At 71.5% G+C, this 23,604-nt stretch carries 14 protein-coding genes and 2 pseudogenes; 12 read left to right on the forward strand and 4 right to left on the reverse strand.

What is annotated here, in order from left to right; translation table 11 throughout:
• Nucleotides 1-92 precede the first annotated feature (92 nt).
• From WMF22_RS16630 to WMF22_RS16640, 3 genes are all read left to right on the forward strand, one after another.
• Entirely contained in the window at nt 93-1,514 is a 1,422-nt protein-coding gene (locus WMF22_RS16630; RefSeq protein WP_438036328.1) for a glycosyl hydrolase family 8, read from the forward strand.
• Between the two features lie 107 nt (nt 1,515-1,621).
• Entirely contained in the window at nt 1,622-2,923 is a 1,302-nt protein-coding gene (gene aroA, locus WMF22_RS16635; RefSeq protein ID WP_438036329.1) for a 3-phosphoshikimate 1-carboxyvinyltransferase, read from the forward strand.
• A gap of 164 nt (nt 2,924-3,087) precedes the next feature.
• On the forward strand, nt 3,088-4,734 hold the full coding sequence (locus WMF22_RS16640) for a mechanosensitive ion channel family protein (RefSeq protein ID WP_438036330.1): 1,647 nt from the start codon (nt 3,088-3,090) through the stop codon (nt 4,732-4,734).
• 237 nt (nt 4,735-4,971) lie between these two features.
• Here WMF22_RS16640 and WMF22_RS16645 read toward each other — a convergent pair whose 3' ends face one another.
• The gene (locus WMF22_RS16645) at nt 4,972-5,748 is read right to left on the reverse strand and encodes an alpha/beta hydrolase (protein ID WP_438036331.1); all 777 of its coding nucleotides are present in this window, start codon (nt 5,746-5,748) and stop codon (nt 4,972-4,974) included.
• 226 nt (nt 5,749-5,974) lie between these two features.
• On the opposite strand from WMF22_RS16645, the pseudogene WMF22_RS16650 reads away from it, so the two are divergent.
• The 5 genes and pseudogenes from WMF22_RS16650 to WMF22_RS16670 all read left to right on the forward strand — a co-directional run bounded on the left by WMF22_RS16650 (nt 5,975) and on the right by WMF22_RS16670 (nt 13,152).
• Nucleotides 5,975-6,804 (forward strand): annotated as a pseudogene (locus WMF22_RS16650) (NADPH-dependent oxidoreductase).
• A gap of 216 nt (nt 6,805-7,020) precedes the next feature.
• Nucleotides 7,021-8,402 (forward strand): annotated as a pseudogene (locus tag WMF22_RS16655) (FAD-dependent oxidoreductase); the annotation flags it as partial.
• Nucleotides 8,403-8,435: 33 nt separating this feature from the next.
• Nucleotides 8,436-8,771, forward strand: coding sequence for a 4Fe-4S binding protein (locus tag WMF22_RS16660; protein WP_438037260.1), 336 nt, complete (start codon nt 8,436-8,438; stop codon nt 8,769-8,771).
• A 469-nt stretch (nt 8,772-9,240) separates the two neighbouring features.
• Nucleotides 9,241-11,289 carry a rhamnogalacturonan lyase gene (locus WMF22_RS16665; RefSeq protein ID WP_437300051.1) on the forward strand — a complete coding sequence of 683 codons (2,049 nt, stop codon included), beginning with the start codon at nt 9,241-9,243 and terminating at the stop codon, nt 11,287-11,289.
• 267 nt (nt 11,290-11,556) lie between these two features.
• Entirely contained in the window at nt 11,557-13,152 is a 1,596-nt protein-coding gene (locus WMF22_RS16670) for a hypothetical protein (protein WP_438036332.1), read from the forward strand.
• A 488-nt stretch (nt 13,153-13,640) separates the two neighbouring features.
• Here the strand turns inward: WMF22_RS16670 and WMF22_RS16675 are convergent, their stop codons facing one another.
• The gene (locus WMF22_RS16675) at nt 13,641-14,822 is read right to left on the reverse strand and encodes a hypothetical protein (protein ID WP_438036333.1); all 1,182 of its coding nucleotides are present in this window, start codon (nt 14,820-14,822) and stop codon (nt 13,641-13,643) included.
• A gap of 620 nt (nt 14,823-15,442) precedes the next feature.
• Between WMF22_RS16675 and WMF22_RS16680 the strand changes: the two genes are divergently transcribed.
• The 3 genes from WMF22_RS16680 to WMF22_RS16690 all read left to right on the forward strand — a co-directional run bounded on the left by WMF22_RS16680 (nt 15,443) and on the right by WMF22_RS16690 (nt 17,966).
• Complete coding sequence (locus WMF22_RS16680; RefSeq protein WP_437300054.1) at nt 15,443-16,258, forward strand: class I SAM-dependent methyltransferase; 816 nt, start codon at nt 15,443-15,445, stop codon at nt 16,256-16,258.
• Between the two features lie 83 nt (nt 16,259-16,341).
• Complete coding sequence (locus WMF22_RS16685) at nt 16,342-17,301, forward strand: TauD/TfdA dioxygenase family protein (RefSeq protein ID WP_438036334.1); 960 nt, start codon at nt 16,342-16,344, stop codon at nt 17,299-17,301.
• 89 nt (nt 17,302-17,390) lie between these two features.
• The gene (locus WMF22_RS16690) at nt 17,391-17,966 is read left to right on the forward strand and encodes a c-type cytochrome (protein WP_438036335.1); all 576 of its coding nucleotides are present in this window, start codon (nt 17,391-17,393) and stop codon (nt 17,964-17,966) included.
• Between the two features lie 88 nt (nt 17,967-18,054).
• Here WMF22_RS16690 and WMF22_RS16695 read toward each other — a convergent pair whose 3' ends face one another.
• Nucleotides 18,055-20,292 carry a hypothetical protein gene (locus WMF22_RS16695; protein WP_438036336.1) on the reverse strand — a complete coding sequence of 746 codons (2,238 nt, stop codon included), beginning with the start codon at nt 20,290-20,292 and terminating at the stop codon, nt 18,055-18,057.
• Nucleotides 20,289-22,094 carry a hypothetical protein gene (locus WMF22_RS16700; RefSeq protein WP_438036337.1) on the reverse strand — a complete coding sequence of 602 codons (1,806 nt, stop codon included), beginning with the start codon at nt 22,092-22,094 and terminating at the stop codon, nt 20,289-20,291. Before WMF22_RS16700 ends, WMF22_RS16695 begins: the two co-directional genes overlap by 4 nt.
• Before the next feature lie 293 nt (nt 22,095-22,387).
• Here WMF22_RS16700 and WMF22_RS16705 point away from each other — a divergent pair, with 293 nt between their 5' ends.
• Nucleotides 22,388-23,560 (forward strand): ferritin-like domain-containing protein, encoded by a 1,173-nt coding sequence (locus tag WMF22_RS16705; RefSeq protein WP_438036338.1) that lies wholly within the window; start codon nt 22,388-22,390, stop codon nt 23,558-23,560.
• Nucleotides 23,561-23,604 lie beyond the last annotated feature (44 nt).

The following is a 23,604-nucleotide window of genomic DNA, read 5'->3' on the forward strand; positions in this document are numbered from 1 at the left end:
CGGATCATGGCGTGTCCTGCACGGCGAGGCGGCCTGAACGGTGCCCGATCCACGGGGATCACGCTGGGCTTCGTCACCAGGAGGTCTATCTTATGAATCGGAATTCGCTGCGGTTTCTCTCGGTGGGTCTGCTCTTGGCGGCCGTCGCGTGCGGCGATGACGACGGTGGCTCCGGCGGTGCAGGGAGCGTGTCTTCGGGCACGGGCGGGGCAGGGGGGACCGGCGGCTCTGCCGATGGCGGAGGCGGGGGCGGGGGCGGGGGCGGGGGCGGCGACGGTGGGGGCGGCGCGTCGACGCCTGGCGGGAGCGGGGCTGTCGATACGGGCGAGTACCGCAACCTCTTCGTCGAGAACGGGCGCACGCAGGACGAGGTGAATGCCAAGATCGCGGCCGCCTGGGACCATCTCTTCAAGGGGGATCCGGCCGAAGAGGCCGTCTATTTCGAGCAAGAGGAGAACGACAACGGCCCGCTCGCGCAGATCCGCGACATCGCGAGCGAGGACGTGCGCTCGGAGGGCATGAGCTACGGCATGATGATCGCCGTCCAGACAGACCATCAGGCGGAGTTCAACGCGCTCTGGAACTGGGCGAAGACCTACATGTTCCACGCCGACGAGACGCACCCGGCGTACGGGTATTTCTCGTGGCAGATGAGCTTCGACGGCACCCCGCTCGACGAGATGCCGGCGCCGGACGGCGAGGAGTACTTCGCGACGGCGCTCTATTTCGCGTCGGGGCGCTGGGGCAATGGCGAGGGCATCTACAATTACCGGGCGGAGGCGGATCGCTTGCTCGACCTGATGAAGAACCGACCGGAGATCACCGGGGAGTCCTTCGGGAACGGCGAGACGCGCACGACGACCGGGTCGACGCTCTTCAACACCGAGAACCACCAGATCCGCTTCACGCCGGACACGGGGAACTTCGAGACCAACGGGGACCACACCGATCCGTCCTATCACCTGCCGGCCTTCTACGAGATCTGGGCCAAGTACGGTCCGGAGGCGGACCGCGCCTTCTGGAGCGAGGCGGCCGAGGTGAGCCGCGGCTATTTCCACCTCGCGGCCCACCCGGAGACGGGGCTCACGCCCGATTACGCGAATTTCGACGGCACGCCCAAGGCGGCGTCCTGGAAGCCCGAGTCCGTGGACTTCCGCTTCGACGCGTGGCGCACCGCGATGAACTGGTCCGTCGACTGGGCGTGGTGGGCCAAGGATGAGCGCCAGCAGGAGCTCAGCGATCGGATCCAGGCGTTCTTCGAGGCGCAAGGAGCGGAGTACGGGAACCAGTTCACCCTCGACGGCGAGGCGCTGAGCGCCGACCACTCCTCGGGGCTCGTCGCGATGAACGCCGTCGCCAGCCTGGCGGCCAAAGACCCGCGGTCCGCCGATTTCGTCCAGGCGCTCTGGGACCTCGCTCCCCCGAGCGGGCAGTACCGTTACTACGACGGCATGCTGTATTTCATGGCGCTGCTGCACGCGAGCGGCGAGTTCAAGGCGTACGCGCCGCAGTGAGGCGCGGCGGCGCGGCGGCGCGAAGATTCGTGTGATCCGGGCTCCGTCGCGCGACGCGATGAGCCCGTGGCGCACGAAGAAGCGCGCCGCTATAGTCCGCCGCCCTCATGATCCCTGCCGGTCCTCTGCCCATCACCCCGCTGTCCTCACCGCCGGATCTGAGCTGGCGGGTCCCTGGCTCGAAGAGCATCACGAACCGCGCGCTCGTGCTGGCTGCGCTCGCCGACGGTGAGAGCACGCTGGAGGGGGTGCTCCATAGCGACGACACGCGGCACATGCGGTCCGCCCTGGAAGCGCTGGGGATCGGGATCGAGGACGCCGGGCCGACGACGCTGGTGGTGAAGGGCGGGCGGCACCGGCTGCGCGCGCCGGAGCGCGAGCTGTTCATCGGGAACAGCGGCACCACGGTGCGCTTCCTGGCGGCGCTCGCGTGCCTCGTGCCCGGCGAGGTGGTGCTCGTCGGCGACGAGCACATGGCGAAGCGCCCAATCGCCGATCTCGTCGACGGGCTGAGGCAGCTCGGGGCGGACGTGGAGTGCGCGACCGGGTGCCCGCCGCTCCGGATCCGGGGCGGCCGGCTGAAGGGCGGCACGCTGACGATGCGCGGCGATCGCTCCAGCCAGTACTTCTCGGCCGTGATGATGGCCGGCCCCTTCGCCGAGTCCGCCATCGACCTGCGCGTGGCCGGCGAGCTGGTCAGTCGCCCCTATGTCGAGATCACGCGGCGCATGGTCGCGGATTTCGGCGGTCGCATCGACGAGGCCGCGGGCGGGTTCACGGTCCATCCCGCCGCGGGGTACCGCCCGCGGGCGTACCCGATCGAGCCCGACGCGTCGTCCGCGAGCTATCCGTTCGCGCTCGCCGCGGCCGCGGGCGGCTCCATCACCGTGCCAGGGCTTGCCGAGGGGGCGTTGCAGGGGGACTACCGGTTCGTCGAGCTCCTGGAGCAGGCGGGCGCGCGCGTGAGCCGGCAGGCCGATGCCACCACGGTGCGCAGCGACGGGCGCCTGCGCGGCATCGACGTCGACATGCACCACATCTCGGACACGGTGATGACGCTGGCGGCGATCGCGCCGCTGCTCGACGGGCCGACGACGATCCGGAACGTGGCGAACATCCGGATCAAGGAGACGGACCGCCTCGCGGCGACGGTCGCCGAGCTCCGCCGCCTCGGGCAGGAGGTGACGCACGGCGACGACTGGCTGCGCATCGAGCCGCGCCCGCTGACGCCCGCGCTCGTGCACAGCTACAGCGACCACCGCATGGCGATGAGCTTCGCGATCCTGGGGCTGTGCCGGCCCGGGGTGACGATCGAGAACCCCGCCTGCGTGGCGAAGACGTATCCGACGTTCTGGGAAGACGTCGAGCGGTGCCGGAGCGCGGTCGGCGGCGGCGCGCCGCCAGGGTGACCGCGGTCGGCGGCGGCGCGCCGCCGGGGTGACCGCGGTCGGCGGCGCGCTCGAGTTTGTTTGACTTCAAAGCAATCTGCGCGAAGCATCCCGGCCGGTTCGGCGCGGGACGCGCGCGTGTCCCGCCGCCGCGCGCTCGGTACCAGATCCCGGAGATTGACGAAGTGAAGCGAACCCGAACGGGGATCGCGATGGCGGCGCTGCTCGCGCTGCTGGTCGCCTTGCTCATGATCTCGACGCGCGCCGCCGCGGGGCCGCAGGACGGCCTGCCGCCGGCGCCTGCGGATGCGGACCGCTCGACGCCCCGGCGCGCCCTGCGGCTGCTCGTCGACGCCGCGCGCGAGGGGCGCCACGACGTCGCGGCGTACGCGCTCGACCTGTCCGCCATCCCGCGCGCCGCGCAGGCGGAGCGCGGGCCCGAGCTCGCCGCGCAGCTCACGTTCGTCCTCGATCAGCGGTTCTGGAACGTGTGGGAGGAGCTCTCGGACGAGCCCGAGGGCGCCCCGGCCGACGGGCCCGGCCGCGACGAGGTCGGGCGCATCCCGCTCGGGGACACCGCGATCCCGATCGTCATGAGCCGCGCGGCCGGCCCGGGCGGCGCGCCGATCTGGCTCGTCTCGCGATCGACGGTCGCGGCCGTGCCCGAGCTCCACGAGGCGTTCGGTCCGGGGCCGATCGCCGAGCGGCTGCCGGCGGTGCTCTCCCGGGTGCGCTTCCTGGGGCTCGCCGCCTGGCAGTGGCTCGGCCTCGTGACGGCGATCGCCGCGTCGTCGCTCGGCGGCCTGCTGCTCGGCCGCCTCGTCTCCGTCGCCGTCGGCAGGCTCGTGCGGCGGACGGAGGTGCAATGGGACGACCGTCTCCTCGACGGGATCCGGACGCCGCTGCGCGCGCTCTTGACGCTGGCGCTCGCGAGCGGCCTCGTCAGGCCGCTGCGCCTGGCCGCCCCGGCGCAGGAGGTCGTCGACACGCTCCTCCAGACCCTCCTCATCGCCGCCGCGGCGTGGCTCACGACGTGCATCGTGCGCTTCGCCGGCGACACGGTGACCGAGCGCCTGACCGCGAGCGCCGCGGACATGGCGCTCGTCCGGGGCAGCAAGACCCGCGTCGCCATGTTGCGGCGCATCGCCAACGTGCTCGTGGGCGTGGTGGCCGTCGCGCTGATGCTCCTCCAGTTCGACGTGGTCCGGAAGGTCGGGGTCTCGCTGCTCGCCTCCGCCGGCATCGCCGGCGTGGTCGTCGGCTTCGCGGCGCAGAAGTCGATCGCCACGCTGCTCGCCGGCCTGCAGCTCTCTTTTTCGCAGCCGATCCGCATCGGCGACACCGTGATCGTCGAGGGGGAGTGGGGCTGGATCGAGGAGATCACGCTGACGTTCGTTGTCGTGAAGGTCTGGGATCTGCGCCGGCTCGTCGTGCCGATCACCTACTTCCTCGAGAAGCCGTTCCAGAACTGGACGAAGGTGTCGCCGGATCTGCTCGGCACGGTCTTCGTCCACGCCGACTACACGGTTCCGGTCGACGAGATGCGCGCGGAGGTCGCGCGGCTGTGCGCCGCCGACGCGAACTGGGACGGGAAGGTCGCAGGCCTCGTCGTGGTCGACGCGACGGCGCAGACGATCGCGCTCCGGGCGCTGGTCTCGGCCTCCGAGGCCGGCAAGCTCTGGGACCTGCGCTGCGTGGTGCGCGAGGGGCTCGTCAAGTGGCTGACGTCGCTGGAGGGCGGGCGGTACCTCCCGCGGGCGCGCGTGGCGCTCGGGGGAGAGGGCGAGCCGCGGGGCGCCACGGGCGCGACGGGGGGGATCACGTCGGCGTGAGCCGGCGGCGCGCCGCCCGGGCCCCGCGCGCCGCGTCCTCGGCGTTGCGCAGGACGTCCTCGGTCTGCGCGCGCGTGAACGCGGCCAGCGCCTCGGGCGCGACGCCGCCGGCCGCGCTCGCCTCGTCGAGGAGCGCGGCTCGATGCTGGCGAGCACGGCCTCCCGGCGCGCGGCGTAGGCGTCGAGGAAGAGCTGGTCGAGCTCGCCGAGCAGATCGCCCGGGGGGCAGCGCGGCGCTCATGGCAGCGCCGGGCGGCGCGGCGGCAGCGCGTTCGCGTCGAGCCAGTCGAGCGCCTCGTCCATCACCCGCTCGGCGTCCGGCATCTCGCCGTGGTGCGCGCCGGGCATCTCCCGGTAAATCGCGGGGATCTTCGCCGCCACGAGGCCGCTCGCGCCCTCCTTCATGCGGTGCTTCGCGTCGAGCTCGCCGCTGATCATCACCGCGCCCCGGATGCCCCGGAGCCGCGCCGCCGAGGGCGTCGTGGGCGCGCCGATCAGCACGAGCCGCGCGTACCGCTCCGGCCAGCGCTCCGCGAGCCGCTCCCCGATGTACGCCCCCTGTGACGTGCCGATGAGCACGAGGTCCTCCGCCTCGCCGCCGCACGCCGCGAGGGCGGCCCGGATGCGACCGTCCTGCTCCTCGGGGTCGGGCGAGTACCTGCTGAACACGCCGTCGGCTCCGCACGGGACGTTGCCCTGGAGCCCGAGCACCCCGCCGTGCTCCCGCGCAGCTTTCGGCATGGCCTGCACGTAGCCGAGCCCGTGCCCGCACATGCCGTGCAGGAAGACCATCCGCGGACACGCGCCGCCCGGCCCGGTGACGACGAACGCCGGCAGATCGCCGGGCACCGCCAGCTCGGTCGCCACGGGCGGCGGATCGACCACGCGCCTGTCGACGTCGACCACCGCCGGCTGCGCCGAGCGCTCCTCCGCGAGCGCACGCTCCTCCTTGCCACACCCCGTCGTGAGCACGGCGAGGCCAACCCCGGCTATGGCTACAACGGAATATTTCATGATCGTGGCGCAAAGCCAGGACCGGGCCATCGCCGGCGAACAACCGCCCTGAGCGCGATCGGGCCGCGGAAATCAGGCCCGCATGCGCCGAAAACGAGGCAGCGGAGCTCGTCACCTTCCGCTTTTTCGCCACACCTGGAGCGCAGCTGTGCGCGCGCTGTTGACATGTCCGTTTTTGCGGAATACTCATCCGTTTTATTGGATGAGTCTGGAAGGAGCAGATCCGATGAGCAACCGCGCCCTCGAGCACCTTGGCGAGCGATACGGAAGCGATGGGGCGGCGCCCCGCTTCGAGCAGTGGAACCCGGTGATCGAGTCGCTGCTCGGCCATCGATCGGTGCGCCGGTACGCGCAGAAGCCGCTCCCGGAGGGCACGCTCGATCTGCTCGTGGCCGCGGCGCAGTCGGCGCCGAGCTCCTCGAACCTGCAGCTCTGGAGCGTGCTCTCGGTGCAGGACGCCGAGCGGCGGCGGCGCCTCTCGGAGCTCGCCGGCGGCCAGGCGCATGTCCGCGAGTGCGGCTGTTCCTGGTCTGGCTCGCCGATCTGCGGCGGCTCGGCGACGTCGCGAGCCACCGCGGCGTGGGGCACGAGGGGCTCGATTACCTCGAGATGTTCGTCATGGCGGTGGTCGACGCGGCGCTCGCGGCCCAGAACGCGCTCGTCGCGGCCGAGTCGCTCGGCCTCGGCACGGTGTATATCGGCGCGCTGCGGAACCACCCCGAAGCGGTCGCGGCCGAGCTCGGCCTGCCGCCCCAGGTGTTCGCGACGTTCGGCCTGTGTGTGGGCTGGCCCGATCCGAGCGTCCCCGCGAACATCAAGCCGCGGCTCCCGCGGGAGGTCGTCCTGCACAACGAGCAGTACGGCGCGTTCGAGCGATCCGTCGGCGCGATCGAGGCCTACGACCAGCTCATGGACCGCTTCTACGCGAAGGAGCGCATGGGCGTGCAGGGGAGCTGGAGCCGCCACTCGGCCGCGCGCGTCGAGTCGGCCCAGGCGCTGCGCGGGCGCGACCGGCTGCGCGCGGCGCTGCTGGCGATGGGGTTCCGGCTTCAGTAGCCGGGCCCGGGCCGCCCTGGCGCGCTCGAGGTGCCGCGGAGGTGCGCCCGGAGCAGCACCTGGGCAGCAGCCCCTGGTGTCTCTTCAGCAACGAGGGCGCCGCCCGCCGGATCGACGCGGGGAAACGGGCCATGGCATGTCGGCTGCAATCGCAATCACAGCGAAGCGAAGTGGGGCGGACAAGGCAGCTGGCCTGAACAAGGGAGCCTTCCCATCATGAGCGAGGAACTGGAGCCTGAGGGCGAGGTCGGACGCGTCCTCGACGGGAGCGACACGCTGGCGCTGGAGGCCGACGTCCTGGTGCTGGGCGGCGGGCCCGCCGGGACCTGGGCCGCGCTCGCCGCGGCGGCGAAGGGCGCGCGCGTCGTGCTCGCGGACAAGGGGTATTGCGGCAGCAGCGGCGCCACGGCGCCCTCGGGGGTCGGCGTGTGGTACGTGCCCCCGGTCCCCGAGATGCGCGAGGCGGCCAAGGCCAGCCGAGAGGGGCTGGGCGGCTTCCTCGCGGACCGGGGCTGGATGGACCGCGTGCTCGACAGGACGTGGGCCAGCGTGAACGACCTCGCGACCTGGGGTTATCCGTTTCCTGTCGACGACAGCGGGCAGCCCGTCCGCCGCAGCCTGCAAGGCCCGGAGTACATGCGCCTCATGCGCAAGCGGGTGAAGCTCGCGGGCGTCCGCATCCTCGATCACAGCCCCGCGATCGAGCTCCTCGTCGACGCGAGCGGCGTGGTCGCCGGGGCGTCCGGCATCTGCCGGCAGCTCGGGCACAGGTGGGTGGTGAGGGCCGGGGCCGTGGTCATCGCCACCGGCGGCTGCGCGTTCCTGAGCAAGGCGCTCGGCACCAACGTCCTCACCGGCGACGGAGGGCTGATGGCCGCCGAGGCGGGCGCCGACACGCCTACGCGATCGCCCCGGCCTTCGCGTCGGTGACGAAGACCCTCTTCTACAACTGGGCGACGTTCTATTACGAGGACGGGCGCGTCATCGAGGGGGCCGGCTCGCAGCGCGGCCGGTCCGTGATCGCGGAGACCCTCCTCACGCAGCCGGTCTACGCCCAGCTCGACAAGGCCGACGAGGCGCTTCAGGCGTGGATGCGCACGGCCCAGCCGAACTTCTTCCTTCCCTTCGATCGCGCCGGCATCGACCCCTTCCGGCAGCGGTTCCCCGTCACGATGCGGCTCGAGGGCACCGTGCGCGGCACGGGCGGGATCCGCATCACCAGCCACGGCTGCGCCACATCGGCGCCGGGGCTCTACGCCGCTGGCGACGCCGCGACGCGAGAGCTCATCTGCGGCGGATTCACGGGCGGCGGCAGCCACAACGCTGCCTGGGCCATCTCCTCGGGCCAGTGGGCCGGCGAGGGAGCCGCCCTGTTCGCGCGCAGCGTCGGCCCGCGCGCCGGCCGGCGGGTCGTCGAGGGGGCCGGCCGCGCCGCGCTCCCGGCGGCGGGCGGGACGAGGCCGCTCGACGCGGAGGGGGTGATCCGGTCGGTGCAAGACGAGGTGTTCCCGTACGACAAGAACCTCTTCCGCACCGCGCGGGGGCTCGTGGCCTCGCTCGACAGGCTCGATGGGCTGTGGCGGGAGGTGCGGCAGGCCTCGCGGCGCGGCCGCGGCGGAGGCGCAGGCGCCATGATCGAGCTCGTCAGCGATGCCCGGTGCATCGGGTGCAATCTCTGCGTCGAGGTCTGCCCCACCGACGTGTTCGACCGCGTCCCGGGCGGCGCGCCGGTCATCGCCCGGCAGGGCGACTGCCAGACGTGCTTCATGTGCGAGGCCTACTGCCCTGTAGACGCGCTCTACGTGGCCCCGGAAGCGGAGCGGCCGGCCGCCGTGGACGAGGGACGCCTCGAGGCGTCCGGGCTGCTCGGGAGCTACCGGGCCGCGGTGGGGTGGGGTTCCCGGCGCAAGCCGGGCGCCGCCGCCGACCAGACATTCCGCGTCCTCACGGTCGCTCGGCAGACCTAGAACAACGATCACGTTGAAACCCGGAGAATTTTCACAGGGAGGCGGGGAGGCGGGGAGGAAGAAAAAAATGATTCTCTCCCTCTTGCCGTCTCTCGCTCCCCGCCTCCCCGCCTCCCTGTGAAATTCCTGCTTTTTCTCGTGGTTTCAACCCGTTTGTCGCTCTAGAGGCGCCGCGAGCGCCTCCGCGTGCTTTCACGGCAGGAGCCCCCATCCCCGCCACAACAGGTCTCGCGGCGAACCGTTCGAGCGCGAGCACCTGCTGCCCTGAAGGGGCTCGGGCCAGTCGGGCCCGTTGTCCTCAGGTGCGTGGCGGTAAATTTTCAACGCCCGAGAAATCGTGCGTCCCGTGCAATTCTCATGACTGACTTCGCCCTGCTCTCACAACCTGGGTGAGAAACGAGGCCACCATTCCGCTCACGGCCGGGAGGCGAGGCGCCGACCGGACGATGAGGGGCCGCGCGAGGTATGCATGAGACGACCTATTTTCTTGATTTGCTTTTCGCTCGCTGCCGCTCACCTGGCATGCGGATCGAGCGGTGAACCCGGAACCGGCTCGGACGGGGCCGGCGGGGAGGGCGCCGGGACGGGCGGCGGCGCGACAGGCGCGGCGTCCAGCGGCAGCGGCAGCGGCGCGGGCACCAGCGCCGCGTCCGGCAGCGGCGGCGCCGGGACCAGCGCCGCGACCGGCAGCGGCGGCGCCGGGACCAGCGCCGCGACCGGCAGCGGCGGCGCGGGCGCCGGCGGGCCGACGGGGTTCGCGCAGATGGAAGACCTCGACCGCGGCGTCGTGGCCGTGCCCACGGACGGCGGCACGTACGTGGGCTTTCGCCTGTTCGGCTACGACCCCGACGACATCGCGTTCAACGTCTACCGCGACGGCGCCAAGGTCAACGCCGCGCCGCTCGCGGACTCCACGAACCTCGTCGACCGCGGCGGCTCTCCGAGCTCGGTCTACACCGTGCGGCCCGTCGTCGGCGGCGTCGAGCAAGGCGAGTCGGAGTCCGCGCCCGTGTGGAAGGATGGATATCTGTCCATCCCGACGACGCCGCCGCCCGCGGGGGACGGCTACACGTACTCGAGCGGCGATGGCAGCGTGGGAGACGTGGACGGCGATGGGCGTTACGAGATCATCCTCAAGTGGGATCCGTCGAACCTCCAGGACAACTCGAAGGCCGGCCGCACCGGCAAGACCTACCTCGACGCTTACTCGCTCGACGGCAAGCGGCTCTGGCGCATCGATCTCGGCGTGAACATCCGGGCCGGAGCGCACTACTCGCCGTTCCTCGTGTACGATCTCGACGGCGACGGGAAGGCGGAGGTGGCCGTCAAGACGGCGCCGGGGACGCGCGATGGGAGGGGCGAGTACCTGAGCAAGGGGCCCGCGGCCGGCGATGACGATTCCAAGGATTACCGCAACAACGACGGCTATATCCTCACCGGCCCGGAGTACCTCACCGTGTTCGCCGGCGACACCGGCGCGGAGCTGGCCACGACCGAGTTCAAGGTCGGGCGCGGCGACCCGTGCAGCTGGGGCAACAACGAGTGCTACGGCAACCGCGTCGACCGCTTCGTCGGCACCATCGCGTTCCTCGACGACACGGGGCGCCCGAGCGTCGTGTTCGGGCGCGGCTACTACGCGCGCACCACGCTCTCGGCCTGGAACTACCGCGACGGCGCGCTCTCGAACCTCTGGACGTTCGACTCCAGCTCGAGCCGCGCCAACGAGGCGTTCGGCGGCAAGGGCTGCCACTCCATCAGCGTCGCGAACGTGGACGACGACCCGCAGCAGGAGATCATCAACGGCGGCGCCACGTTCGACGACGACGGCACGGGCCTCTGCGCGGTGGACTACTACGCTCACGGCGACGCGCTGCACGTCACGGATCACATCCCGTCGCGCCCTGGCCTCGAGGTGTTCCAGCCGTACGAGAGCGGCGACGCGCCCGCCTACGCCATGCGCGACGCCCGCACGTGCGAGGTCCTCTGGAAGGGGCCAGGCAACGGCGGCGAGGAGGGTCCTGGCCGGGGCGTGGCGGCGGACGTCGACCCGCGCAGCCCTGGCAGCGAGGCGTGGGTCAACAACAGCGAGCTGCTGCGCGGCTCGGACGGCGATGGCGTCGGGAGCCGCCCTGCGTCGAGCAACTTCCTCATCTGGTGGGACGCGGACCTGAGCCGGGAGCTCCTCGACGGCAACGGCATCCGCCAGGCCGACGGCCAAGGGGGGAACTTCACGGCCGCCGGGTGTGCCTCGAACAACGGCACGAAGAGCACGCCGACGCTCAGCGCCGACATCCTGGGCGACTGGCGTGAAGAGGTGATCTTCCGCTGCGGCGATTCCATCCGCATCTTCACCACGAACCAGGTCGCGACGAACCGGATCTACACCCTGATGCACGATCCGCAGTACCGCGTTGCCATCTCGTGGCAGAACGGCGCCTACAACCAGCCGCCTCACCCGAGCTTCCATATCGGGGAGGGGATGGCCGCGGCGCCGAAGCCGGATATCCACGTCCGCTGAGACACCGGCGCTGGCGGGTCGCCTCGCTCGACTCGACATCTGAAGCCGACGGCCTGGCCACCGAGTCAACTCGCGTCGAAAGGGCCGCCCTCACTGCACAGTCTGCATGTGATCGTTCACAAGTTTATAAATACACGAGCACAGTACGTTCGTTAACACCGTTGACGAAGCTCGCGTGGCGCTGGTAGAGTTGTGTTACCTGCCCGAGGCGAGGCGGGTTGCGCCTGACGGACTGAGCCTAACGGCCTGAGAGCCTGAGAGAGCGACATGCGATTTATCGACCAGCACCAGGTGTCTGCAACCGATCTCCGTACGCCCCGGCGGGGCCTGGCCACGCTCGCCGCGCTGGCCGCGTTGTTGCTCGGCGCGTGCGCCGGTGACGATGGCAACTCGTTGAGCGGCGCGTCGGAGGGCGGCGCGGGAGGACCCGACGCGACGGGCGGGACGGGCGGCGCGGGCTCGCAATCGAGCGTGAACTCAGGCTCTGGCGCGGGCACCGGCGCGGGCTCGCAGGCGAGCTCGGGCTCGGGCTCGGGCTCGGGCTCGGGCTCGGGCGCGGGCACTGGAGGCGCCGGTGTCGGCGGCGGTCCGGAGGACCATCCTGCGTACGACCACTGCGTGAGCGGGTACATGCCTCACCCGAGCGACTCGGATCCCAACATGAAGGATGGCCCGGCGGAGTTCTATCCGCCCGGCAACAACAGTCCGGACATCGTCGATACGACGGTGCAGCCCCAGGTCCTGGACTGGATGTATGAAAACAGGTGGCAGGACGCTCACGTCGAGTGGCACGCGATCCGCGCCTGCAACTTCGGGGGCGCCGGGAGCAAGGTCGGCATCTGCAAATTCAAGCAGCTGGTCCCGAAGGATCAGAACTGTCAGTCCGCCGGCGACGGTTATCAGTTCCTTGTGTTTCACCGCCACATGATCCAGGCGTTGAAGCAGCTCTGGCCCAAGCATAGCGAGCAGTTCGAGGGCTTCACCAAGTTCCCGACCAAGGCGGAAGACGTGCCGCCCCAGTGGCGCTCCGCGTGGAAGAACTGGGACTCGGCCGCCCTCGAAGCCGGGAAGATCGGCGATGAGATCGACAAGCCCGAGAACCTCGCGAGGTTCAAGGACGAAGGCGAGCTCGGCTTCTGGCTTCAGTGCAACGTGGGGCAGAAGCTGGCGGGGGCGACCAACATGCCGTGGGTTGGGCTCCACTTCGTGCTGCACGCCAAGTGGGCGCGGCCGGGCAACACGACGCACGGTGTGAACAACACCAACGCGAACATCGACAACTACATGTTCTGGAAGCTCCACGGCTGGATCGACAACGTGTGGGAGAAGTACCGGCGCGCCAAGGGGATGTTGCCGACGGACAAGAAGTTGACGGACGATCTCGTCGCGCAGTGCCGCGAGATGGATACCGAGATCAAGATCATCAAGGAGAACCTGGACCCCGAGGATGTCAGGGATCCCAATGCGCCTTTGCCGGACGAGTCCGGATACTTCCACGAGAAGGTGCGGCCCATCTTCGAGAGCGCGACGAACCTGTGCAGCGGCTGTCACGCCGAGTCGGGCCCCAACGCGGGGCTGTCGCTCGGTGGCCGACTCAGCTCCAAGGAGATCGTCGACGGTCTGGTCAACGTGGCCTCCCGCGGCGGCGGCCAGTTCAAGCTCGTCGTCCCGGGCGACCCCGACAATAGCTGGCTCTACCTCAAGGCTTCCGGCAAGGCGGAGGGCGCGGGGTGCCAGCAGTCCTCCACGGCGCAGTGCATCTCGGGCGTGATGCCGCCCAGCACGGGGGGGCCGACCGTCAGCGCGGCGCAGCTCGAGATCTTGCGCAAGTGGATCGCGGACGGCGCCCCGGGACCGACCTGATCCTGGCGAACGCTTGAGGTCGGCGGGAATCCGAGCTGCCGGCCTCGCGGCATTCGGGGCTCGGGGGGCGCAATCGGTGCGCTCCGCCCCGCCCCGCTCCGTACCCCGAGGCGTCAGAGGATGCCCGGGGCGCTCCGACTCCCTCCTGGCATCCCGAACATCGATTCCGTTGCTCGCCCCGTGGCATAGGCGTTAACCACGCTTCGCGCCGCGTTCTCCTACATCCTAACGTTTACGTTTACGTTTACGTGAACGTGGTCGTGGTCGTTTACGGCTTACCGTTGACGTCCACGACCACGACCACGTCCAACTCCACGTCCACGTAAACGTTCATGTTCACGTTGACGTCGGTGACCGATGGTGGGGGGAGCGGGCTTCGTGCCCTGAGCGTGACCGAACAAGCTTGGTTGCCGCCTGTGAGGCGACCTGGGGCGGGCAGCTCGGCACTACCTTGCACGCAACCGGAGACGGACCTGGGCCAGGCCGTACTAGGGTCCAGGCGGAGGGTAGGTCTCCTTCATCTCCTGGATCCAGCGCGAGACCACCTCCACGCCCGTCTCGTCGACCTTGTGCGTCCCGATGCGCGGCATCTGCCCTTCGAAGCCGCGGAGCACCTGGCGGGCGACAAGCAAGCTGCGCGACGGGTCCCCCGGCCGGATGTCGTACCAGTTGGCCGGGTCGGGGTTCGTGAGGCCCTCGTACTTCGCGTTTTCCGCGGGGCGCTTGTTGATGGCCGTCCGGGCGGCGTCCGTGGCCATCACTTCGCCGAGCTCGCCCGCCTCGAGCCGCAGGTACAGGCCCGTATCGTGGGCCGCCGCCTCGGGCAGGTCGTTGTGACAGCTCACGCCGCAGTTGGCGTGCAGGTAGCCGAGCGCCTGGCGCTCCACCTCGTTGCCAGGAATCGTGAGGGCGAGATGGCTCGCGTCCGCGATCACCCCGAGCTCGACCAGCGTGTCGGCCGAGATCCCCTGGGCCCCAGCGCCGAGCATCAGCGCGTCCCAGCCGAGGACGTAATCGGCGCGTCCGACGTGGCACTCCTTGCACTGATCGCGGTTCGGCACCGTGTGGCCGGTGCCGTAGAGATCGGTCACGCCGAAATCGTTCTGCATCTGGATCGCCTGCTTCTCGTCCTCGGACCACACATAGCTCGTGTAGACCCAGCCGGCGGCCGTCTTGCGCAGGAGGCGAGTCTCCGCGAGGCGCTGCGCGCCGCCCGCGCCCGTCACGCTGAACTCCTTCCAGAACTGCGTCCCCTCGGGGTAGATGAACGCGTCCGGATTGCTCGTGTCCACCTGCTGCCCTTTCGGAATCGACACGAAGCGCCGCTTCTCGGCGCCGTCGCTCCAGAGCTCCACGGCAGGCTTGTACTCGAGCACACCGCACGCGAGCTCGCGCTGATCGAAGTTTCCGTAAAGCCCCGTACAGCGCAGGTCCACCGGCAGCACGCCGTCGAGCGGCGCAGCGCAGTCCACGTCGGTGGGCATCGCGAACTCTGCGCAGCTCGCGCCCCCAGCGCCGCCTGCGCCGCCTGCGCCGCTCGTCTGCGCGGCCGATCCGCCGCTGCCCACCGTGGCGCCCGACCCCCCTTCGCCCTCGGGCTGCGCCGGCCCGCCGCCCGAGCTACATCCCGCCGCGAGCAGCAGCGCGCCGACGAGTGAACCGTTCCTCACGACATGAAAAAGCATGCGCGCAGTCTGCCACAGGAGAGGAGCGCTTGGGAGCGTGGAGTCGCGCCTTCGCCATGCCGCATCGCGCATCGCCCCCGCGCCGCGCGCTTCATCCGGTCACCGGTCGTCCGCGTTCGCAGGGATGTGAACGTCGATCAATCGACGATCGGCCGGACAGAAGCGGTGGGGCCGACAGAGCCCGATGAGGGCAGGGCGCCCTCTGAAACAGGTGAACCTATCGAATGGTCCACCCTTGCTGTACACCGCGCGTCCAGCGCCGGATCGTTCCCGGCCTGGACACCCCGCATGGCCTGTCCGCCGCGCTCTTGAGCCGCTCCGGCGCGATGCTCGCGCGGGCGCGGTGCGGCCTCGGCAGCAGGCGCTGCTGACCGCGATGCTCGCGCGGGCGCGGTGCGGCCTCGGCAGCAGGCGCTGCTGACCGCGTGCTCGTGACGCAGCACCAGGCGCGCGATGTCCGGCCGAAGCGCGTGGAAATGCCTGGCACGGCGCGTGCGATACGCCGACGCCGACGACGGCGCGCCGCCCGGGCCCGCGGTGGCGCGCCGCCCGGGCCGTCACCCCGCCGAGCGCGCCCGAAAACAACCTTTTCACGGAGCCGTCGCATGAGTGGTCTCAGTCTCGTTTTCGATACGCCCCAGCTCGCGCAGGACTACGAGGTGCGCAGCGCCGATCGGCAGTTCCGCCATGGAAAGCGGCTGATCGCCGAGATCGGCGTCCGCCCCGGCGATCACGTGCTCGACGTCGGCAGCGGGACCGGGCTGCTCGCGGAGCACGTGGCGGGCCTCGTCGGGCCGACAGGGAAGGTGCTCGGGATCGATCCGCTGCCGCTGCGCGTGGAGATCGCCCAGCAGAAGGCGAAGGCGAACCTCTCCTTCCAGGTCGGCAACGCCTACGCGCTCGACGGGCTCCCCTCCGGCAGCTTCGATGTCGTGTACCTCAACGCCGTCTTCCACTGGCTCCCCGAGAAGACCGAGCCGCTGCGGCAGATCCACCGCCTGCTCAAGCCGGGGGGCCGGATCGGGCTCACCACGGGCGCGAAGGATCACCCGAACCGCCTGCAGGCCATCAAGCGGGAGGTGCTCTCGCGCGAGCCCTACGCGCGTTATCCGGAGTCCCGGGATGGGACGCCCCACTGGGTCACCGCCGTGGAGCTCGCCGGGCTGCTCGGGGGCGCCGGCTTCACCGTGCAGAAGATCGAGGCCCAGGAGAACGTGCACCATCAGCCGGACGGGCGCGCCGCCATCGCCTTCTCCCAGGCGAGCTCGTTCGGCAACTTCCTCGGCCACCTGCCCGAGTCGCTGCGCAGCCAGGCCATCGAGGACATCCAGCGCGAGCTCGAGGCCTTCCGGACGCCCGAGGGCATCCGGCTCGAGGGGAAGCGCCTCTTCGCCATCGCACACAAACCGGCGTCGCACTGAGGTGACAGGTCGATAGCCGACCACCACACAGCGACGCCATCCAAGCACCCTTTTCGCTTTCTCTGCCACGAGGAGAACTCCGCATGAGCGCTACACAGAACCAGAGCAACAACGTCCTCGAGATCGTCCCCGTCGCTGGCCGGATCGGCGCGGAGGTGCGCGGCGTGCGCCTCAGCGCCGATCTCGACGCCGCCACCGTGAGCGAGATCCGCAAAGCCTGGCTGCGACACAAGGTCATCTTCTTCCGGGGCCAGCACCACCTCGACGACGCCTCGCAGGAGGCGCTCACCACGCTGTTCGGCGCCAAGCCCGTCGCGCACCCGACGGTGCCCGTGGTCAATGGCACCGAAACCATCCACGAGCTCGACTCGCGGGAGGGCGGGCGCGCGAACTCCTGGCACACCGACGTCACGTTCGTGGACGCCTACCCGAGGGCCTCGATCCTCCGGGCGCTCGTGATCCCGGCGTACGGCGGCGATACCGTCTGGGCCAACACGGTCGCCGCGTACCAGGATCTGCCGCCCGCGCTGCGCGCGCTCGCGGACACGCTGTGGGCGGTCCACAGCAACGAGTACGACTACCAGGCGCGGAAGCCGAACTCGTCCGCGGACGACGTGCGGCGCTATCAGGAGGTGTTCACGTCGACCGTGTACGAGACCGAGCACCCCGTCGTGCGCGTCCACCCGGAGACCGGGGAGCGGTCGCTCGTGCTCGGCCACTTCGTCAAGCGGCTGCTCGGCGTCTCGTCCCACGACTCGGCGCACCTCTTCCAGGTGCTCCAGGAGCACGTCACGCGCCTCGAGAACACCGTCCGCTGGCGCTGGGCCGCGGGCGACGTGGCGGTCTGGGACAACCGCGCCACGCAGCACTACGCGATCAACGACTACGGCGATCAGATCCGCGTGGTGCGCCGCGTGACGGTGGACGGGGACGCGCCCGTCAGCATCGACGGCCGGCGCAGCGTCACCCGCAAGAAGGCGCCGCGCGCCGCCGCCGCGAGGAGCGAGAGCGCCGCGGTCGCCGTGGCCACGGCGACGGCGTAGCCGCGCCGAGCCGAGGCGCGCCCGCGGGCGTCAGGGGATCCTTGACGGCCGCGGACGTGTGCGCTTCACCTGCGGCGGAGGAGCACCCCGTGGGTCCAGCAAGCAAGCGCGACGACGCTCGAGACGGAGCGCAGAGCACGGCGCACGTCGTGGTGATCATGCTGATCGTGGCCTTCGGCGTGCTCGCGCTGCCGTGGATGGTCCTCCGGAAGCTGGACGCCCGGACGCCGACGGGCCGCGTGGCGGCCTCCGGCGTCCCGGCCGAGGACCTCGCCCAGGGCGGCAAGATCTATTATCGCTCGTGCGCCAACTGTCACCAGGCCAGGGGGGAGGGGAAGCCGGGACGTTATCCGCCCCTCACCGGGTCGTCATGGCTGCTCGAGGACAAGGAGACGCCGATCCGGATCACGCTGCTCGGCGCCGCCGGCCCGATGGAGGTGAACGGCGCGCTCTACAACGACGTGATGCCCAACCTCGGCGTCACGCTGTCGGACGAGGACGTCGCGCTGGTGCTCACCTACGTCCGGTCGAGCTGGGGGAACAGCGCGCCCGCCATCACACGGGACGAGGTCGCGAAGGTGCGCGCCTCGCTGGGAGACCGGATGGAGCCGTGGGCCGGCGGCGCGGCGCTGTCGGCGGCGCGGGAGACGCGCGTCCTGCCCTGAGGCGCGCAGGCGAGCGGGGACGGCTGCGGCGGCGGCGCTTCCAGGCGGGGCTGGCTGCGGCGGCGGCGCTTCCAGGCGAGAGGGGCGGTCACTCCCGCACGGGCTCCTGCAGATCCACCCCGAAGTGCTCGCGGTAGCCCCGCCGCGCGGCCTCGCGCAGCTCGTCGTCGCCGCGGCTGACCTGCTCCTCGAACGCCCGCGCGTACGTCTCGGGATCGACCTGCCGCGCGCCGAAGCGCAGCTTCCTCCCGGCGAGCGTCTCGAGGACGAGCGTGGCCACCCGGTGCTCGGCGCCGCCGCGGGCCACGACGCCGAAGGGGAACAGGTGCACGAGCGTGAGCTGCGGCGGCGCGTCGCCGGCCGTCATCTCGGCGATGTACGCGGAGAGCTCGCGGCTCACGCGGTCCTGCGCCTCGTCGGAGAAGCCGGCGAGCAGCTCGGTCACCGCGGGCGAGAGGGGCAGGTGAGGGCCGTCGATCTGGTGCTGGAGCTCGTGCCGCTCGGTGCCGGCGAGCACGGCCCGCTCGAGCGTGGAGCCCAGGCGCCCGCGCAGCTTCGCGAGCGCGGCGTCGCAGCGCGCGAGGGCGCCGGCGCGAGCGCCGTCCGCGCCGTCCGCGCCGTCCGCCGCCGCGTGGCACCTCGCGTTCTCCTGATCGAACCGCTCGGCATAGGACCGGACCTCGGAGCCGACGACGAGCGCGAAGGGATCCTGGTCGCGCGAGAAGCCGAGGTGGACACGGCGCTCGTCCGTCATCGGCTCCACGATGAGCGTCGCGAAGCGGTCGTCGCCGACGCGGTAGGCGTGGACCTCCTTGACCCGGTAAGGCGTTGTGTAGAAGCACCGCGTGGCGCCGTCGGCCGAGACGCTGAGATTGACGGCCGCGTCGAGGTAGTACCCGAGCCCGGAGCGTCGCGCCGCGTCGTTGGCCTCGGCGACGAGCCGGCCGAACGCGCGGCCGGAGAGCTCGAGATCGTCCACCTGAGCGGCCAGCGTCGCGAGCGCCGCGGCGACGTCCTTGCCGTCGGGCTGCGCCCTGGCGACCGCGAGCATCTCGCGGCCGCGCGCCCTGGTCAGCACCTGCGCCTCCGCGCCCGTGCCCTGCGCGCGTCCGCTGCGCGCGTGTGCGTCGCGGGCGATGCGCGCGCGCTCCCAGCTCGGCAAGAGCTCGCCGTACACCCTGTCCCATTCGGCCGTGGGCGCGACGAGCCTCCAGTCGACGCCCTTCGGCGCGGGGCGGCCGAGCACGAGCAGGGCGCCCAGCAGCGCGGCGACCGAGGCCGCGGCCGCGCCCGCCGCCACGATCGGCCGGGCGCCGCCCGCGCTGGCCCCGATGCCTGGCTCCAGCTCGGCTTCGGGCACCATCACGCCGAGCGCGAGCACCTCGATCGCGGAGGCGAGCGCCGCCACGACCGCGGCGAGCAGGAGCGCGAAGAAGGCGACGGTGCCCGCCTCGACGCCCCAGCCGCCCGAGAGGAACGCGCGGTACACGAAGAGCAGCATGAGGCCCGGCATGGCCCACACGGCCGCGATCGCGAGGCCCGGGTGCTCGCGCCGGGGCACGCTGCGCGCGTGCGCGAGGCCCAGCAGGGCGATCGCGAGCGGGCCGAGCACGAAGAGCAGGACCATGCCGTAGCCGAGCTGGAAGCGGGCGTCGGGCAGCGTCGCGACGAGCACGGCCGCGCGCGCGATCGTCTGCGCGGGGATCTCGCCGCGGGACGGCCAGAGGTAGAAGACGAGCGCCGCGGCGAGCGACGCGATGAGCAGCGCGCTGCCGCCCCTGCGCGCCCTGGCGTGGAAGCGCAGCACCACGCCCGCCGCGGTGAACGCGAAGACCGCGAGGAACGGGGCCGGCCGCGTCAGCAGGCTGTCCGGCAGCGGCAGCATGTCCCACGCGGAGCTCCGGCGGCCGATCCACACGGCGACGTTCACGGCCACGAACGCGGCGAGCACGGCGATCGCGCGCGACGTCGGCCGCTCGACGAGCAGGCCCGCGCGCCGCTCGGTGCGCGCGCCGAGGAAGAGCAGCCACAGGCCGGCGATCGCGGGCGCGAGCGCGGCGACCTGGGCGGCGGGAGCGAGCTCGGGGAGCACGCTCCACACGAAGATCCCGTGGCCGTAGGCGACCTCGTACGGCACCAGCGCCGACAGCGCGAGCGCGAGGCCGCTCCACAGGCAACGCGCGCGGAGGCGCTCGGCCGACATGCGGTAGAACATCGCGGTCGCGGCGCTCTCCTCGCCGGGAGGAGCGGCGGCGTCCGGCGGCGGGGCGCCGGCGTTCTGCGGGGCGCTGGCGCCGTGCTGCGGCGGGAGGAGGGGCGCGGTCACGGGTCGACCGCCGCGCTCGCGATGCGCGAGATCGACCGCTTCTGCGGGAACACCGGGTCGCGGTACCGCACCTCGAACAGCACGCGCTTCCCATCGGCGGAGAACCGCGGCACCCGCTCCGTCGCGGAGCCCACCGTCAGCTTCTTGATCTCGCCCGTGGAGAGCGCCAGCACCGCGATGTCCGTACCGCCGGCGCCCCGCGTCTCGAACGCGACGCGCGCGGCGTCGGGCGAGAACGCGGGCCACGAAGCCCCGCCCGGGGCCGCGTACACCTTCCGGCGCCACGTCGCCGTGTCGATGACCGCGATCCCCGGCTCGTCGCCGTCGACGACGCACACGATCTTCGTCCCGTCGCTCGACGCCGCCGGGTTGCGCAGATCCTCCCCGGGCTTCGCGCGGAACGGGCGCTCGATCGACAGCGGCTGCTTGCCCACGTCGACCACCGCGAGGTGCGGCGCGTCGCCCTCCGACGCGTCGGGCACGTAGACGAACGCGAGCCTCGTCTCGTCGAGCCACGCGAACCCGCCGAGCGACTCATTCTCGGTGTGGAGGCCGAACACCTCCTTGCCGCCGTCGGTGTCGAGCACCATCAGATCGGCCTGCGCGTCCGCCTCCGGGCGATCGTAGACCGCCACGAACCTGCCGCCGGGCGCGAGCTTCGGGTCGACGAAGCGGTGCTCCGGATCGACGCGCACGCGCTTGCTCTGCCCGGATCGGTCGACGACCGTGATGGTCTTCGCCCAGCCGAAGAAGTCCTCCACCAGCGCGACCCGGTCGCCGTCGCGCTGCGACGACGGGTACGAGTACACGTGATAACCCCTCCACATCGGCTTGACCGCGCCGGGATCCGTCGTGGGGACGGCCGGTTGAGCGAGCGGCCGCCACTCGACCGTCTCCAGCGCTTCGCTGCGGGCGAGGTCCCTGGACCTCACCGAGTGGAACACCGAGACGTCGGCCGTCTTGACGAAATAACCGCCCTCGGCGGTGCCCACGAGCAGGTCCTCCGCCGCCTGGGGCGACAGGAAGGTCACGCGCCCCTGCTCCTCGGCCTCGATCTCCTTCGCGCGGGCGACGTACGCGCCGGCGGCCCGGTCGAGGTTCGCGGCGCGGTCCTTCACGAACCTGCGCGCCGACGCCAGCCGCTCCAGCAGCTTGATGTCCGATCCCTCCGTGATCTCGCGCACCGAGGGGTGGTCCATGAGCTGCGCGATCACCGCGTCGAGCGCCTGGGACGCCATGGAGTTCGCGAGCAGCGCCATGGCGCGGTCCTTCTTCGTCGCCCCGGAGTAGCCGCGGATCCGCCGCTCGGTCGACGTGCCCTTGTCGAGGAACGTGAGCGTCACCGGCGCGTCGACCCGGAGCTCGAAGTAACCCTCCTTGATCGGGTGCTCCACGATCTCGGGCGCGAGGCGCGCCTCGATGATGAAGCCGGCGCCGAGCGCCTTCGCGGCCTCCTTCGGGTCCTTGGCGCTCTCGAGCGCCTTCATCACCTTCGGATCGCCGCCCTTCACGGGATCGAACCCGAGCTCCGCGAGGTGCTCGCCGAGCTCGTCGGCCAGCCTCGCCGCGGGCTGCGATCCTTCCCACCAGGTCCCGTCGAGATCGATCGCCACGAGGATGCGCAGCGGATCGGTCGCCGTCATCGAGCGGAAGGCGAGGAGGCCCGCCGCCGCGATCACGAGGCCGAGCACCGCGAAGACCGGCCAGAGCCTCCGCTTCGGCACGAGCGCCGCGAGCGACTCCGGCGGTTCGGGCTCGGGGGCGGGGGGCTGCGCGTCGGTCGGATGTCGAGGCTCCTCCATGGAAGGGGACGTGCCCTATCCGCGAGAGGGCGTAAAGCTGCGTGAGCGTGGCGTGGGCGAAGGGAGCTGGCCAGGTCGCCCGGGAGTCCGCGGCTCTCACCGCCAGTCTGGCGACGCTGCATGAACAGGAGTGGAGAGCTCGGCCTGAGGAGGGGCCCCGCCTTCGGGCCCGCCACCCCCATGACTGCCCGACCATACTCTGCCGGCGCGGGGGCTCGAAGTTGGCTTGAATTCGGGGGAGGCATGCGCCGTGCAAGTGCGTCCGGACCTGCTCTTCATCAACGAGGTGTCTGATGAATGCCGCCCATGCCTTTCGCCGCACGCTTGCCCATCGCCTCTTCGCCCTGCTCGCGCTCCCCGCTGCGGCGGGCGCGGCCGGCTGCACCACGACCTATAGCAGCTGTCCCGACGATCCCGAGCCCGTGTCCAAGGTGGCCTGTTTCGCATGGCCGCAGGACGATGCGAGCAGCCTCGGAGATGCTGGCGGTGAGGGGGGAGCCGGGGGCGGCGGAGGTGCCGGCGGGAGCGAGCCTGTCGCGTGCCCCTCGCGGCCGGAGGCGCAGGAAATCCTGAATCAGACCGGCTTCGGATCGCACAGCGTCAAGAGCGATGGAGCCTTGCAGGACGGCCAGTGCTGCTATCAGGCGTACTTCATCCCGATGTGCGAGGGGCGCCCGTACCTCGTCGAGGAGGCGGCGCGGACAGCGCCGTTCGTCCGCGCCCGCGGCAGCGCCGGGTGGGGCGCGGCGGAGGCCGTCGCGCCGCGGATCGATCATCTCACCGCGGATCTGCGGGCGGCGCTGGCCACGGCGTGGACGCGCGACGCGCTCTTCGAGCATGCGTCCGTGGCCTCGTTCGGCCGCTTCGCGCTCGAGCTGCTCGCCGCGGGTGCGCCGGCCGATCTCGTGGAGGAGGCGCACCGCGCGGCGCTCGACGAGGCCCGCCACGCGCGCCTCTGCTTCGCCCTCGCGAGCGCCTATGCGGGCGAGGCGATCGCGCCCGGCGCGTTTCCCTTCGACGGGCGGGTGGAGGTCGAGTCGGATCTCGCGTCGATCGCGGCGCGCGCCGCGAAGGAGGGCTGCATCGGAGAGACCATCGCGGCGGTTGTCGCGGCCGAGGAGCTCGGCGCCGCGGAGGACCCGGCGGTGCGGAGCGCGCTCGCGATCATCGCGGCGGACGAGGCGCGGCACGCGGAGCTCGCGTGGGGCACGGTGGCGTGGGCGATCCGCGCGGGCGGCGAGCGGGTGCGCGCGGCGGTGGAAGAGGTGTTCGCGGGGCTCGGGCGCGCGGAGCTCTGGGGAGGCGACAGCGAAGAAGGCGCGCAGCTCGCGGCGCACGGGCGGTTCGGCGCCGCGGCGCGCGGCGAGGCGGCCGCGCGCGCGATCGAGGAGATCGTGCGGCCGGCGTCGAGGTTGCTCCTGGCGGGGCGCCCGGATGGAGCGGCCCAGGGCGCGATGATGGCTTGAGGGGAGGGGCCCTCCGGTCGCCTTGTCCACGCGAGACGCTCCCT

The organism is Sorangium sp. So ce204, from assembly GCF_051526795.1.
Taxonomy (GTDB): Bacteria; Myxococcota_A; Polyangia; order Polyangiales; family Polyangiaceae; genus Sorangium; species Sorangium cellulosum_B.